Annotated in this window: 15 protein-coding genes and 1 tRNA gene; 9 read left to right on the top strand and 7 right to left on the bottom strand. The window is 32.6% G+C overall.

Annotated elements, in window-relative coordinates; all coding sequences use genetic code 11:
* The 4 genes from ACQ654_RS24005 to ribB all read left to right on the top strand — a co-directional run bounded on the left by ACQ654_RS24005 (position 1) and on the right by ribB (position 4,261).
* Positions 1 to 642, top strand: a complete 642-nt coding sequence (locus ACQ654_RS24005; RefSeq protein WP_430412879.1) for a LolA family protein — start codon at positions 1 to 3, stop codon at positions 640 to 642.
* Between the two features lie 74 nt (positions 643 to 716).
* On the top strand, positions 717 to 2,657 hold the full coding sequence (locus ACQ654_RS24000) for an LptF/LptG family permease (RefSeq protein WP_430412878.1): 1,941 nt from the start codon (positions 717 to 719) through the stop codon (positions 2,655 to 2,657).
* Positions 2,658 to 2,752: 95 nt separating this feature from the next.
* Complete coding sequence (locus tag ACQ654_RS23995) at positions 2,753 to 2,878, top strand: hypothetical protein (RefSeq protein WP_430412877.1); 126 nt, start codon at positions 2,753 to 2,755, stop codon at positions 2,876 to 2,878.
* Positions 2,879 to 3,112: 234 nt separating this feature from the next.
* Positions 3,113 to 4,261 carry a 3,4-dihydroxy-2-butanone-4-phosphate synthase gene (gene ribB / locus ACQ654_RS23990; protein ID WP_430412876.1) on the top strand — a complete coding sequence of 383 codons (1,149 nt, stop codon included), beginning with the start codon at positions 3,113 to 3,115 and terminating at the stop codon, positions 4,259 to 4,261.
* A 109-nt stretch (positions 4,262 to 4,370) separates the two neighbouring features.
* Here ribB and ACQ654_RS23985 read toward each other — a convergent pair whose 3' ends face one another.
* The 3 genes from ACQ654_RS23985 to ACQ654_RS23975 all read right to left on the bottom strand — a co-directional run bounded on the left by ACQ654_RS23985 (position 4,371) and on the right by ACQ654_RS23975 (position 9,146).
* On the bottom strand, positions 4,371 to 7,109 hold the full coding sequence (locus tag ACQ654_RS23985) for a CHAT domain-containing protein (protein ID WP_430412875.1): 2,739 nt from the start codon (positions 7,107 to 7,109) through the stop codon (positions 4,371 to 4,373).
* Between the two features lie 34 nt (positions 7,110 to 7,143).
* Positions 7,144 to 8,364, bottom strand: a complete 1,221-nt coding sequence (locus ACQ654_RS23980; protein WP_430412874.1) for a S8 family serine peptidase — start codon at positions 8,362 to 8,364, stop codon at positions 7,144 to 7,146.
* Between the two features lie 179 nt (positions 8,365 to 8,543).
* Positions 8,544 to 9,146, bottom strand: coding sequence for a hypothetical protein (locus tag ACQ654_RS23975; protein ID WP_430412873.1), 603 nt, complete (start codon positions 9,144 to 9,146; stop codon positions 8,544 to 8,546).
* A gap of 131 nt (positions 9,147 to 9,277) precedes the next feature.
* On the opposite strand from ACQ654_RS23975, the gene ACQ654_RS23970 reads away from it, so the two are divergent.
* Both ACQ654_RS23970 and ACQ654_RS23965 read left to right on the top strand, forming a co-directional pair.
* Positions 9,278 to 9,832, top strand: a complete 555-nt coding sequence (locus ACQ654_RS23970; protein ID WP_430412872.1) for an RNA polymerase sigma factor — start codon at positions 9,278 to 9,280, stop codon at positions 9,830 to 9,832.
* A gap of 2 nt (positions 9,833 to 9,834) precedes the next feature.
* On the top strand, positions 9,835 to 10,641 hold the full coding sequence (locus tag ACQ654_RS23965) for a tetratricopeptide repeat protein (RefSeq protein WP_430412871.1): 807 nt from the start codon (positions 9,835 to 9,837) through the stop codon (positions 10,639 to 10,641).
* 101 nt (positions 10,642 to 10,742) lie between these two features.
* Here ACQ654_RS23965 and ACQ654_RS23960 read toward each other — a convergent pair whose 3' ends face one another.
* The 3 genes from ACQ654_RS23960 to ACQ654_RS23950 form a co-directional block, all read right to left on the bottom strand.
* On the bottom strand, positions 10,743 to 11,936 hold the full coding sequence (locus ACQ654_RS23960) for a DegT/DnrJ/EryC1/StrS family aminotransferase (RefSeq protein ID WP_430412870.1): 1,194 nt from the start codon (positions 11,934 to 11,936) through the stop codon (positions 10,743 to 10,745).
* A 160-nt stretch (positions 11,937 to 12,096) separates the two neighbouring features.
* Positions 12,097 to 12,552: a thioredoxin family protein gene (locus ACQ654_RS23955; RefSeq protein ID WP_430412869.1), complete on the bottom strand. Its 456-nt coding sequence runs from the start codon at positions 12,550 to 12,552 to the stop codon at positions 12,097 to 12,099.
* 71 nt (positions 12,553 to 12,623) lie between these two features.
* Positions 12,624 to 13,253, bottom strand: coding sequence for an NAD(P)H-dependent oxidoreductase (locus ACQ654_RS23950; RefSeq protein WP_430412868.1), 630 nt, complete (start codon positions 13,251 to 13,253; stop codon positions 12,624 to 12,626).
* A gap of 118 nt (positions 13,254 to 13,371) precedes the next feature.
* Here ACQ654_RS23950 and ACQ654_RS23945 point away from each other — a divergent pair, with 118 nt between their 5' ends.
* Both ACQ654_RS23945 and ACQ654_RS23940 read left to right on the top strand, forming a co-directional pair.
* Positions 13,372 to 13,761 carry an acyl-CoA thioesterase gene (locus tag ACQ654_RS23945; protein ID WP_430412867.1) on the top strand — a complete coding sequence of 130 codons (390 nt, stop codon included), beginning with the start codon at positions 13,372 to 13,374 and terminating at the stop codon, positions 13,759 to 13,761.
* 408 nt (positions 13,762 to 14,169) lie between these two features.
* Positions 14,170 to 14,254: transfer RNA gene (locus tag ACQ654_RS23940), tRNA-Ser, on the top strand.
* A gap of 136 nt (positions 14,255 to 14,390) precedes the next feature.
* On the opposite strand, the gene ACQ654_RS23935 is transcribed toward ACQ654_RS23940, so the two are convergent.
* Positions 14,391 to 14,630 (bottom strand): hypothetical protein, encoded by a 240-nt coding sequence (locus ACQ654_RS23935; RefSeq protein WP_430412866.1) that lies wholly within the window; start codon positions 14,628 to 14,630, stop codon positions 14,391 to 14,393.
* Between the two features lie 136 nt (positions 14,631 to 14,766).
* On the opposite strand from ACQ654_RS23935, the gene ACQ654_RS23930 reads away from it, so the two are divergent.
* Positions 14,767 to 15,063, top strand: coding sequence for a helix-turn-helix domain-containing protein (locus ACQ654_RS23930; RefSeq protein WP_430412865.1), 297 nt, complete (start codon positions 14,767 to 14,769; stop codon positions 15,061 to 15,063).
* Positions 15,064 to 15,069: the final 6 nt, after the last annotated feature.

Here is a 15,069-nt window from a genome sequence, read left to right as displayed (position 1 = left end):
ATGAAAAAGTTAGTTTTAGTGTTGGTATTAGGAGTAATTGCATTTAGTGCAACTGCGCAAAATGCAGACAAAGCAAAAAAACTATTGGATGAAGTTTCTGAAAAAGTAAACAGTTACAACAATATTCATATTGACTTCAAATACGAATTGAACAATAAAGAATCGAATACCAAGCAAGAATCAAAAGGAAACGTAACACTTGAAGGTGAAAAATACTTATTAAACTTTTTAGGATTCACAAAAATATACGACACTAAAAAAGTATATACAATTGTGCCTGCTAACGAAGAAGTAACCATTACAAACGCGGAAGATGATGATGGTTCATTATCTCCATCACAAATGTTGACATTTTACAAAAATGGATATACCTATTCTTGGGATATTTTACAAAACATTAGAGGTCGAAAAATTCAATACATCAAATTAGTGCCAACTGATAGTGAATCAGACATTAAAAGTGTATTATTAGGAATTGACATCAAAACAAAACATATCTATAACTTAATTGAGACAGGAAAAAATGGTACAAATACCACATTAACTGTTAATTCTTTTAAAACAAATCAGCCTTTATCAAAAAGCTTATTTATATTTGACGAATCGAAATACGAAGATTATTACATTGATAAAAACGATTAGTCTACTTGAAAATATTAGATAGATATATACTTAAGAGTTATCTCTTAACCTTCCTTACTGTGTTTGTAATATTTATGTTCATATTTATATTACAAACCGTTTGGCTTTTTATAGGTGAGCTTGCCGGAAAAGGCTTGGATGCAGGAATTATTTTGAAATTCTTACTGTATACAACGCCAAAATTAGTTCCGCTTGTGTTGCCTTTAAGTATTCTAGTTTCTTCCATTATGACATTTGGTCGTTTTGCAGAAAGCTATGAATTTGCAGCTATGAAATCTACAGGAATTTCATTGCAACGCGCCATGCGAAGTCTCATCATTTTTATTGTATTACTAAGTATTGGAACATTTTTCTTTGCAAACAATGTGATTCCTTGGTCAGAATTTAAACAATATAATTTACGTAAAAATTTAGCAAAAAAGAAACCCGCTTTAGCTATTGGTGAAGGTGTTTTTAATGATATTGGAAATATTAATATTAAAGTAGATCGAAAATATGGTGACAACGATCAATTGTTGGATAAAGTAATTATTCATCAAAAATCGAAAGATCAAAAGAATCGTATTGTCATGAAATCTAAAAGTGGTGAACTGAAAAGTAGTCCAGATTCAGACATTTTACAAATGGTATTGTTTGATGGAAATCGCTATGAAGATATTAATCCTTCTGATCCAAAAGAAATTATTCGTGTGCCACATGCCAAAGTTTCGTTTGAAAAATACATCATGAATATTGACTTGCGTGAAGTAAACAAAGTTGATTTTGATAATGAAACACACAATACGTATAAAATGTTCAACGTAGAACAGTTGTACGATACTATCCAAGCGCTTCAACGTCGATATGATGACGAAAAAATAAATTTTGGAGACAATATGTTAAAGCGTTCGGGAATTGTTGTCATTGCAAAAGATTCTACCAACATCGTAGAACAAGATTCTATTGCTTCTTTGACTAACATATTAGACATTTTATCGCTTAAAAATAAAAAGCGAGCATTGGATATTTCAATTAGTAGTATTGGAGGTCGTATTAAAACGCTTAAAAACACAAATAATCATTATGAGCGTGTTGAAAAAAAGATAAATCATCAAAAAATATACATGCATGACAAGTTTGCTGTTGCTATTGCGTGTATCATTCTATTCTTTGTTGGCGCGCCATTAGGAGCTATAATCCGTAAAGGTGGAATTGGATTGCCAATGGTTATTGCTATTTGTTTATTTTTAGCATATCACTTTATAGGAATCTTCGGAAAAAATAGTGCAGAAGACGGAAGTATTCCTCCTTGGCTCGGCACATGGATGTCTACATTAGTCATGTTTCCGTTAAGTATTTATTTTACTAGACGTGCAACTTCTGATCAAGGATTATTTAGCTTTGATGGATTCTTTTTAGTACTCAAAAATCTATTCGTAAAACCGAAAGAAGGTGCTGAAGATGATGTTATTTTCGAAAAAGCGCTTATTACTGAAACGGATCAGCAAAGTCTGGAAAAATTCAGTTCTTTAAGTGATCAACAGTTAATTGATGTCATTAGAAACTACCAAAAATACAATTATACAGAAGGAGAACGATCACTTGGTGTTGATATTTTAGCGTCAAGAGGTATTACTGAACAACGTTTAAAAGTGCTTGGTGCTTTTGAAAACAAAGATTATGAAGCTGCAAAAGAAGATTATGCTTCGTATCGTAAATCGTCAAGATTTGCTTTTTATTTTTACATACCATTATTAATAGCAGGATTGGCATTGCCTATTTTGAATAATAATATGGAAATGGAACAATGGATGAAAATTGGCTTAATTACGACTATTGTTATTTTTGGCGCATTATTCATCTATCACTACGTTCGTACACATATTTTCTTTAACAACGTCGTTGATGTTACAGGCACACCTTTTAAAAGCAAACCATACGCTTTACTAATTACCATTTTAGGAATTCCGCTGTACTTTGTGGTGTTAATCCTATTGAATATCCGCATTAAGAAAAACATTCAAAGTATTCTGTAATATTTTTTACACAACGCTTTTCTAATCATATGTTGTGTTCTGGGTAACAGCTTTTTGTTTTTGTAACTTTACTACATAACCAAAAACTTTAGATCATGTTAAAAAACATTTTAGCGCTAGAAGGCGTACAAGAACTCAACAAAGAAGCTCAAAAAGAAGTAACTGGCGGACTCGTTTGTGCCTGTCTTTATTTTGATGGAGAAAAATGGGTTTGTTGTTAAAGGTGTCAAGCGAGTTTCGACTCGCTTTTTTTATTTTCTTGATTCTCATAAAATCTTCCAATACAGCTATCAATCTTTAGCATCTTTTTATAAAGCAAATTACATAAGAATCATTATTTTTGTAAACAATTACCTCAGCATATTACGTGAGGTATAAAAAAGAAAATCAAAATAATATATCGAGACGAGTCTTTATATATTTAAATCTCGATTATCGAGTCAAATTACAAATTCATGACCGTAACTACAAAATCAAGCACAAAGATTCAATTAGATAGCATTCACGAAGCCATTGAAGATATCCGTCAAGGAAAAGTTATCATCGTGGTTGATGATGAAAATCGTGAAAATGAAGGAGATTTTTTAGCAGCGGCTGAAAAGGTAACGCCAGAAATGATCAACTTTATGGCAACACATGGCCGTGGTTTGATTTGTGCACCATTAACCGAAAATCGTTGTAAAGAATTACAATTGGGTATGATGGTTAGTAACAATACCGATCCGATGGAAACGGCGTTTACAATTTCCGTTGATTTGAAAGGAAACGGCGTTACGACTGGAATTTCTGCTGCCGATCGCTCAAAAACGGTACAAGCAATTATTGATAAAAATACGCGTCCGTTCGATTTAGCTCGTCCTGGACATATTTTCCCATTAAAGGCAAAAGAAGGTGGCGTTTTGCGTAGAACTGGTCATACAGAAGCCGCAATTGACTTTGCGCGTTTGGCTGGCTTACAACCTGCTGGTGTGATTGTGGAAATCATGAATGAAGACGGAACAATGGCACGCTTACCACAATTAATAGAAGTTGCTAAAAATTTCGATCTAAAAATTGTGTCTATTGAAGATTTAGTAGCGTACAGAATGGAGCACGATTCTTTAATCGAAAAGAAAGAAGATTTTGATGTACAAACACGCTTTGGAGATTTCCGCTTGCGTGCATACCAACAAACAACTAACAATCAGATACATATAGCGTTAACCAAAGGAAGTTGGTCAAATGATGAACCTGTGTTAACTCGAATCAATTCTACTTTAGTAAATGACGATATTTTAGGAACATTGACCAACAATGCTGATAAAAAACTTGATGATATGTTTCGTTTGATTAACGACGAAGGAAAAGGCGCAATTATTTTTATCAATCAAGATATGAGTTCGTTAAATTTACTACGAAGAATTAAAGAGTTGAAAGAGTTGCAAACTGATGGCGAATACAAAGCACCAAAGATAAAAATGGATTCGAAAGATTTCGGGATTGGTGCGCAAATTCTACATGATATCAACATTAGTAAAATACGATTGGTTACCAATACACACCAAGAAAAACGAGTCGGAATGATTGGTTACGGTTTGGAGATTGTGGAGTATGTATCTTATTAAATCGCTTCACTGTTAGATCGCACTTCGTGTTTTTAAGAGTTTGGTGTTTGGTGTTTGGTTTAGAAAAACACTTTAAAATGCAGCACTTAGAGTGTTACATTTTGCTCTCCTAAGTACGTTTTCTATACTTAAGATATATAAACGTAGCAACAATCACAATCAACCCTATACCAAACAACCACCAATAATTGAAAGAATTGAGTGGTTTTGGCAATGCATCCGTATTTCCTGTTAAGATAATTCCGCCCCAATAATACGGCGAACTTTGACTTGTGTTTTTATGCTTTTCTAAATAAGCAATTTTTGCCTTGTGAAGTGCTTCAGATTTTGAGTGCGATTGCTGTAAGTTTGATCGAAAATTATTAAAAATTTCCATTCCCGATTTTTCATTTACATTCCATAAACTCGCTACCACACTTTTACTTCCTGAATTTAGAAATTCTCTTGTCAGACTGAAAACGCCTTCGCCTTCTTTAAAAATTCCTACAGATGTTTTACAAGCATTCAATACGACCAATTCTTTCGGATTGTTTAAAAAATAAAGATCATTTGGGTATATTTTTTCATCAAACATAGCCAACCAAGGAATCGTATTTGTAGTTCCTGCATGCGACGATATATATACTTGTGAAGCAGTATTGTATGCGTTTAAAAATGTTTCTTTTGTTGCACTTTCATTGACATGCGTTGCGTTTTCGGATAACGTTGTAGGTTTTAGAGTTAAAGCAGTTAATGTTGAATCTTTAAAAGCAGTCAACATAAAAGCAACACTTTTTGATTTTCTTTTTGCCCTACTTGCTTCGTTCTCCGTAGCTAATGAATAAGAATATTGATAACTAATTTCTTTTTGCTGTATGAGATAAGCATCGTGTAAATTTAATGTGGTTGAAATTGGTAAAATTTCCAACGGAAGTGACGTTATAATTCCATCAGGAACAACTGTAATTTTTGTCGCGTTTGTATATATTGAATCCTCTTTAAAAGGAAACAGTTCTTTGTAAATTTCATTTCCTAGAATTTGATAATCAGCAGTTTCACGTTTTGTTTCAAACGGTTTTGCATATAATTTTTTAAATGCTTTAATTTTTGTTTGTAACGTTTCTTGATCCTTTAATGAATACAGTTGCACTTTTTCTTGATTCATCAGTAAAACATATCCTAAGACATCATTTACAATATACGCAACAACAATTTCGTCTTCGGATATGCTTTTTTGAACAGCTTTTGCTGAACGTATTGGTAAACTTCTCCGATGCCTTTGGTATGCAGGATATTTCTTTTCTAGTGTAGTTAGGAATTTGTAATAGATTTCTTTCGCTGTGAAATAATCTTTTGCTAAGCTGTCTTGCGCTTTATCAGAACGTAATTCTTGTGCTAGTATTTTTACTCTTTTTGCTAATTCTGCTTCTTTATCAATCACAGATTGTGGTAATTTTGCAATTCGTTTTGCATTAAATGTAGCTACATTATCGAGCAATACAATTCCTTTATTTTTCTCTATATAATAAAATGCTTGTTCAGGTTTATGCAATAAAAAACATATTTTAACAGCATTGATATACAACTTTGCTCCTTTTTCTCTCCAAAATAGTTTTGATATTTTTTCTTTACTTTCAAAATATAAATGATCAATTACTTTATCAATTAAGACTAAGGTTTCTTCGGCGGCTACTAAATATTTTTTTGCTTTTGTATCTTCATAAAACGCGAGCCAACCAAGTTGTTTATCTATTAAATATCCTAGAATATCTTTGCGGTGCGGAGAATTTTTAATTTGTTCATATTCAGGAAGATTTTCAATCGTTTCCCATTCAAACGGAAGCAATTCATGTACTGCTTTGTTGTAATACTGCAATCCTTTTTTATGCGCTTTTGTTTTTACATAAATATCTCCTAAATTATCATAGATTGTACTTTTCTGATCTTTATCATTTCCAACAAAAAAAAGTGCTTTAGCATTCAATTCCAACGCTTTAGGTATGTTTTCTTTTTTTACATCAATCAATGCCGTATTGGTATAAATTTGAGATATTCGGAAAGAATCTTTTAGTTTTTCTGCCAATGGTAACGACTTTTTATAGTACGCCAAAGAAGCTTTATATTCTTTATTAATGTATAAAATAGCTCCTAAATTGAATAGAATCATGAGTCGTTTTTCATCTTCTGACTCAAGCTCATTCACAAGACTTAACATATTGTTTTTTAACACTTTAAAATCTTCTGGAGCAATCTTATATTTCTGTTCTACATATAAACTTAGCTTGTTAATGTAGGTGCCTAACAAACTACTTTTTGCATTCACTTTTTTAAAAATTACTTCAGATTGATCAAAATAATCCAACGCTCGTTGATAATCGCCTGTGTTTTTATACACACCTGCCATCATTTTATATGCATTTCCACATCGTTTGTCCATTTCCGTGTCATACGAAACTACGCTGTCAAGATATATTAATTGATTGGTATAGTCTTTTTTAAATCTATAGAAATAGCCCAAATTAAAATATGCCTTTGTAATTAAATCTTTATTCGGCGTGATGTGTTGTTTTCTTAAATGCAATTCTTTTTTTAAGAATAAAATTGCTGTAGTTTGATCTATTTTTTGGCAAAATTTGACAACTTTATAACACATATCTGCATGTACGTCTGTATCTGTATATTTTTTATGAAGTAGTTCCGATTTGAAAAGTTCTATTTTTTTTAGATTGGTACTTGAAAGTTCACTAATGGAATCATAAACTTTTTTGGCGTTCGTCTGTCCTATTCCAACAACAGTATAAAAAAACGCACAAAGAACTAGTAATACTTGCTTTAAACTGCTTATTTTACTGGGCATTTGTGCGTTCATTGAATGATCTTCTTTGATGGAAGATCCTAAAATACTATAAATCTAAATAAGAAGCATATTTTATTTGAAGCAGCGTACTTGACTGAATTTTATCTAGCAATATTTTATGATAAAAAACAGCCATAGCCGTTCCTTCTTGATATTTTGAAGCTGCAAAACCTGCCGCTTTTGCACTTGCATATGAAGAGCCTGTTACCGAAGTTGGCGCAGTTTCCGCTGTTGTATAAAAAGGAAGTCCAATACCATGTACAGCAACATCTACCGATATAGGTCCGAAGTTAGAAAGTATAGGAACAAGCGTAGGCGGAATCTCACCATCTACAGCAGTGACAGCTAATATGTTCCTTGCTGGATAGGACGATGGAAAATGTGCTATTTCATCATTGTTTTCTCCAGTATTTCCAGCAGAAGTAACCATTAAAATGTTGTGTTCTGCTTCTTTTATATAACTGCCAATAATTGCTGAAGAAGTTGTTGTCCATCCAAAACTCATGTTAATGATATTTACTTCTTTTTTAATCAAATAACTCAAACCGCAACCTATACGAAATAGCGTGCTTTTTCCATCTGTATCAAAAGCTTTCGCAGGTAATATTTGGAAGTCAGTTGCGGTATTTACAAGTTGTTCATATATCATATAACTCACAATAGTTCCGTGTCCGTTGTCATCAATAGGCATGTTATTGTTTTCGATAAAATTCCAACCAAAAAAATCGTTTCCACAAGTTTCTTCATCTAAAACAGTATTGTGCAAAAATGGTTGTTGAAAACGAAAATAGGTAGGATCTATTCCAGTATCTAGCACACCTACAGTTACAGAAGCTTTTTGCGAACGTATTTTTGGAAGTACATTTTGGTAGTGTATGGGTCCAGAAATTACATCCGTTGGAACTTGACTCGCTATCTGAATATCAAAATTGAAATCGGCGCCTTCCATTTCTGGTTCTTCTTCCATGGAACTCACGCGTTCTTCTATCGTTGCGCCTTCATGAATGGCTTCTAAATTCCATGATTCTAGATTTTCATCTCCACAAGAACATTTTTCATAAGCAGTGACTCCATAATGTGTTCGTAGCACAGATTTTTCTGCTTCAGATAGTCCAGCAATAAAACGAATGACAACCGCTTCATTTTTGTTGGTTGTTACAGTTTTCTGTTGAGCCGTTAGTTCTTCGTTTACAGTTGTTGTTTCTATAGTTTCCGATTCACAACTTAGGAAACATATGATTAAAATTAGGTATCCTATTTTTTTCATTTTATAAAAGGTTTAGGTTTGGTTAGGGAAAGATAAAAAGAGACATTCTAAAAAGCTACTTATAGTTTTCTTCCGAGATTTTTTTTATCGCGAAGTAATTTATACATCAATAACTTAAATTTCACCGATTGCTTTATTTCATTCACAATGACATCTTTTTAGACAATTTCTTGTGCGTTTTACGCAACTGAACTCCAAGAGCCAGACATAGCACTTGATCCAGGTTCAGTAATAAAATCACCGTTATCAGGATGAACAATTACATTTTGTATAAATTCTCCATCATCACAAATTGTAATAAAAATAGACGCTCCTGTTATGTTCGATTCTACTTGCAAGTCAACTATCATATGTGTTATAGCCGCACTTCTACTTATATCTCCGTTTCTATATTGTATTGCCCATGTTGAGTTGCTAGTAGCTAAATCGTTAAAATAATTACATCCTGCATACGGCAATGGATTTCCTATGTTTGGCATTCCTACATTTATTCGTCCTGCATCAATAGCATATACAGGTTTGTTGGGCACTTTTAAAATGTGCATGCCATCAACTCCTTCTCTTCTAATAGTTTTGTATTGTCCGTATGTAACCCAAATTGTTATTGCTTGGCGGTCATTAGCACTATAAGCTTGCATACTTCCCCATTGATCGTTTCTATAATTTGTTTTAGCAACCGAAGTTTCAACGTTTGTTTTTGCTTCTTCTTGAATGGTTTGTTCATCGTCAGTACTACAGCTAAAGAAAGCTAAGATTGCTAACATAAAAATGGTTTTTTTCATAATATGATTGATTTAAGATTGATCTGACGTTGGTTTTGTGTGTCAGATAATTAGACGCTGTTTTCTCATGTAGAGTATTTTTAGCATCTTTGTTACGGTTTTTATCAAAAAAAATAATCACATATTTTTAAATGACTGATAATGAATATAGTATTCAGAAATTCTTAAATGGAGATACTGCTTTTCTACAACAGTTGTACGCCAAAAATTACTATGGAGTTGAAGCGTATATTTTAAAAAATAGCGGAACTAAAGACCACGCAAAAGATATTTTTCAGCATGGTTTATTAGTTTTATATACGTTATTAAAGAAAGATAAATTACAGATTTCTTCCTTTGATAACTACTTGTTTTCTGTCTGTAAAAATTTATGGATTAAACAATCCTCTCAAAAAAAAGTAACAAAATTACCATTGACAACTCTAGTAGATGAAAGCCCTGATTTAGCCAGTTTTCATATAGAACAATTGCAATGGAGTCTTTTTAGAGAGAAAATTGAATTGTTGAAAGAAACCTGTAAATCAATTATTAAAATGACGTTAGCGAATATTTCGTATGCTGAAATTTCAAAAAAACTAAAATATCCTACTGAAAATTCTGCACGTCAAAAAGCATTCAGATGTAAAACTAAATTGTTTAAGATGATAAAATCTGATCCACGATTTACTAAATTAAAAAATAACTAAGCATGGAAGATTTTCTTTGGGAATTAAAAACCGAACGCTTTTTGAATGGCGAATTGACATCAGAAGAACTTCTTGCTTTTGAACAAGAACAAGCTACAAAACCTGAATTGAAAGAGTATGTAACACTTAGTGTACAACTAAAACAAGCGTTAAGTGAAGAAGATTGGTATACACATAAAAATACGAGTGAACAGTATACTACTGTAAAAAAATGGTATCAAGAAGATGATGTACTTGCTTTTAAAGAGAAAATACAACAACAGGCAACTAAGGAGTTTACAACTAAAGAGAAAACCTTTTCATTATCAAAATACTGGATTCCTATTGCCGCCGCATGTTTGTTATTGTTAATTACACTTGTATTTCAGTTGACTGCACAACCAACCATGAAACAATTGTACCCTGAATATGCAACTTGGAACGACACGCCTTCATTTATTGTACTAGATCAAAATACAAGGAATACAAAAGAACAGATTGAGCTTTTATATACCAATGAAAAGTATCAAGAGTGTATTGCTGTGGCAGATAAATTTCTAAATACTTCAACTACAGACAGAACAAATGTGATGATTTACAAAGGGTTTTCACTTGTGAAACTCAATCAATATACAGCAGCATTGGTCGTTTTTAAAACAATTTCCGAAAGTGACGCCATTGATGCAAGTAAAGGATTGTGGTATATGGCATTGGTTTATTTAAAGATTGAAGACAAAGAAAATTTACAAAAAACCTTGCAAACAATTACTGCTTCTGACACGAATTATAAATATGAAAAAGCGTTGGAATTAATGAATGCTATTCAATAATTAGTTTTGAGCGTCTGTTTTTACGAGTTTTACGCAATAAAAAAAGGTTAGAATCGCTTCCAACCTTTGTTACTTTTTTAACGATTTTTTGCGGTATATTTTTATAACGAAGCCAAAATCACTTCGCGCATTTTTGCGGCTCTACTACTCACCTCTTCTACTGTCCACGACATTTTTATCAAGCAAGAAATGTTTCGAGCTATATAATGATCCGATTGTTCAAATGTTTTTGTATCTAAATATTGCATGCCTTCTTTTACTTCGTTCGATATTGGATACAATGATTTTAGATCTTTTAAGTGTTCCCATTTACGAATGTAATGCCAATTATTGTCAAAGTAATGAAAACAGACATCGATACCGTTTTCTTTAAATCCTGCCATTACTTTTTTAGCTGTAGCTAAATCTGGCATAAAGAAATTTAAGAACGCATAACTTTCCACGCCACCAGCCGGAACTGTTCTAAAAACAACTGCTGGAATATCAGCTAATGCTTCACGTAAAATAGTATAATGCTTTTTTTGAATTGCTAAAAATTCTGGCAAACGACGAACTTGAGCCAATCCGACTGCCGCATTTAGTTCAGAAATTCTGAAGTTATAACCTAAAAACGGATGTGTTTCTGCGCCTCTATCATTTCCAACATGATCGTGTCCGTGATCGCTGTAATGATCAGCATTTGAAGCATATTCTTTATTGTTTGTAATAACTCCGCCGCCTTCGCCACAGGTCATTGTTTTTACAAAATCAAACGAAAAACAACCTACATCACCAATGCTTCCAAGTGCTTTTCCGTTGTATGTTCCGCCAATTGCTTGGCACGCATCTTCTACTAAGAGTAAGTTATGCTCGTCACAAATTGCTTTGATAGCATCTAAGTTTGCCATACTTCCGCACATGTGCACAGGCATGATGGCTTTGGTTTTTGGTGTAATGGCTTTACGAATTGCTTCAGGATCAAGTGTAAGTGTATCGTCAATATCTACTAATACTGGTACGGCGCCTAACATCATAATGGCTTCAAAACTGGCTACAAACGTAAATGTTGGCATAATAACCTCATCTCCTGCTCCAATTCCTGTGATTGCCAACGCTACCGAAACTGCCGCTGTTCCGCTGGAAACTAATTGTGCATGATGTACGTTAAATTGTGCTTCTAAAGCGCGTTCTAGTTCTTTTGCTTTCCAGTGTCCGTTACGCATTCCGTCAAAGCCATAGCGCATTAATACACCACTTTCTAATACGTCATGTACTTCTTTTCGTTCGGCATCACTAAATAATTCAAATCCTGGCATCGTTTATTTTTTTACTAATTTGTATTCAATAATATTCTTCTCATAACCTTTTTTCTGATCGATATATTCATCAATTAAAAAGTTAATTCTATAAAATTAAAAAACCTCTTTTCTGTATACAAAAATAGAGAAAAGAGGTTAATTTTTTATGTGTATTGTATTAATACTTTTTCATTATTTTTTCAAGAAACTTATAATGTCTTGAAGTGTCACGCATCATATTGTAGGACATTATATTGTCTATTTCTTTTCCTTTATGATCTACAGCAACAATGTTTGGGAATTTACTTTTGGTATTGTATTTTCTTGCAAGTTTTATGTTTTCTTCACGTTGATCTACCGTAATAATATCAATACGTCTTGGAAAGTCAGCCATTACTAGTACAAAGTTTTCAGCTTTCTTTTGGAATTTTTCTGTGTAAAAGAAATCTTCTTTTAGCATTTTACAAGGTGGACACCAATCGCTTCCCGTAAAATAGATTAAGATTGGTTTTTTTGTCTTTTTAGAAATTTTCTTCGCTTCTTCAAAGTCAGTTAACCAAGTAAGTTTTACTTCTTCTTGGGCAGTTACCGAAAATCCAATAAATAAAACGGCTAAAAACAGAAATTTTTTCATGTGTGTTGTGTTATAAGGCAATAAACAAATATATATTTTTCTACCTTTAAAACAATAATCTTGCCAATTTATTACAATTCCAATATACTTTCTTCTAAAGACTTACGTACTTTTTTAAAATCGGCAAACATGTCATCTTCCGCTCTGTAACCTACAGGCAATACTAATGTTGAAGAAAGTCCGTGTGCTTCCAATCCTAAAATTTCATCATATTTTTCAGGTGAAAATCCTTCCATTGGACAAGCATCAATTTGTTCTACACCACACACCGTTAGCAAGTTACCTAAGGCAATGTATGCTTGTTTTGATGCCCAAGTGTTTAATTCTTCAGGTGTTTTTTTGGAGAAAGATTCAAGCATAAACCCTTTAAAAGGCATTAAAATTTCGTCAGGCGTGTTACGAATTGCTTTTACACGATTAAAATATGCTTCAATTGAAGCTTCATCAACAGTATTTTCTATACAGATAACTAACAAATGTGAAGCATCAGCTACTTGGCGTTGATTCCACGAATGTGGTACCAATTGTTCTTGTAATTCTTTATTTTGAATGACTACTAAGCGTATAGGTTGTAATCCGTACGAAGTAGCTGTTAGGTTAAATGCTTCTTTGAGTGTATTTAGTTGTGCTGTGGTTAAAAAACGAGTTGCATCAAACTTTTTCGTTGCATATCTCCATTTTAAACTATCTACTATTTGCATATGTTCTATCTTTGATTCGATTAAATTATTATCACACAAAAATACACAATACTAAAAGGGAAAGCTTGTTGTTTCCTATAGATTAAATTAATTGCCTTATAAACAAAATACAACCTTCATGGATACACATACATTAGCTCGCATAGAAAGTTCTCAGACTCACATATTTAAAGCCGTTTTTCCTAATACAACCAATCATTATGATACACTGTTTGGAGGAACCGCATTGCAACTTATGGACGAAGCATCTTTTATTTGCGCTACCCGATTTAGTCGAAAGAAAGTTGTAACCGTTTCAACCGATAAAATTGATTTTACAGAACCAATTCCGCAAGGAACTTTGGTAGAACTTATTGCTAAAGTTGTAAAAGTAGGAAATACCAGTTGTGTGGTACAGGTAGATATTTTTAGAGAAAATATGTATACAGATGGCCGCAAAAAAGCCGTTACAGGTTTCTTTACATTTGTAGCTATTGATGATGATAAAAACCCGATATCTATTACATAATTAATCATGTAAGATGCAAACACTTTCTTTTAATATATGTTTTCACTCCTATACTTATTTACAATATCATACTCGTAACCAACGTTTTAGACCATTAACAAACAAAGCTTAAAAGGAGTATTGGTACACAAAAATCAATATCAAACTTACAACAACAACCAGTAAAAGGTGAAAATTGTACTTTATCTTAGGATGTTGTACCGTAACCTAAGACAACTAATACACTTTGTTGGTTTTACCAATGAGTCAATATCCGCTATAGTATAACTACAAGACCTACAATATGTTAAAAACGTGTTGTGGGTTTTTCATTATTTTTTTATTAAAAAAGTTCCTTTTTTGTTTTCAATTTTAAAAAAGGTTTCTATATTTGCATCCGCATTCAGGGAATACCTGATGAGGCACTCAGGAGAAATGGCAGAGTGGTCGAATGCGGCAGTCTTGAAAACTGTTGACTGTAACAGGTCCGGGGGTTCGAATCCCTCTTTCTCCGCAAAACCCTTGTTAATCATTTGATTTTCAAGGGTTTATTTTTTGAGTTGACAATATCGTTGACAGAACTACGTTTTTTCCTTCTAATTTCAAATAACTTTTTAGACAAGTCTATACATAGATATTAATCTTTTATCTTAGGCTAAATTATCAATCAAAAATTCTAATGATTTGATATGATAATCTCCTGTTTGATAATCATTCGTTTTACGAAACTGCCGTAGCATGTTTAATAGATCGTTTTTAAGAATGAAAAAATACAAACCGTTCTTGATGTTCTTTTCAACTTCAAAACTCTTTTTGCAGTTTGCTAATTCTGTTTTAGTTTGTTTGAGTTCTTTTACTAAAACTTTGTTTACTTCTTTTTGACTTGTCATAAATATAAGTTTAACTGTTATTTGATAGTGTCAAATATAAGCTTAAATCATATTAAATACAACTTAATATATGATTGAAACATAAATAATAAAAGTCTAACTACTATTTACTACATTTGTTTAGAAAATAGTGATTATGGGAATTTTACGAGTAAAGGAAATACTTAAAGAAAAAGGCATCAAAGGTAAAGAACTTGCTGTAAAAGTGGGGATTTCTGAAACTGCTATGTCAAACATCGTAAAAGGGCAAAGCTTACCACGTCAAGAAGTTCTTTTGAAAATTGCTGATACTTTAAATGTGGACATTCGGCAACTGTTTAATACAACAAAAGGAAATTCTTTGCTAAATGGCTTTGTTGAATATCAAAATGAAGTGTATCGTATTAGTACAAAAAAGGATTTGGAGAATTTGCTTGATGTTATTACAAATTAAGAAAGA

Source organism: Kordia sp., assembly GCF_965283645.1.
In the GTDB taxonomy this organism is placed as follows: Bacteria; Bacteroidota; Bacteroidia; order Flavobacteriales; family Flavobacteriaceae; genus Kordia.
The sequence above is the reverse complement of the archived record's forward strand: the minus strand, read 5'-3'. Positions and strand labels throughout refer to the sequence as shown.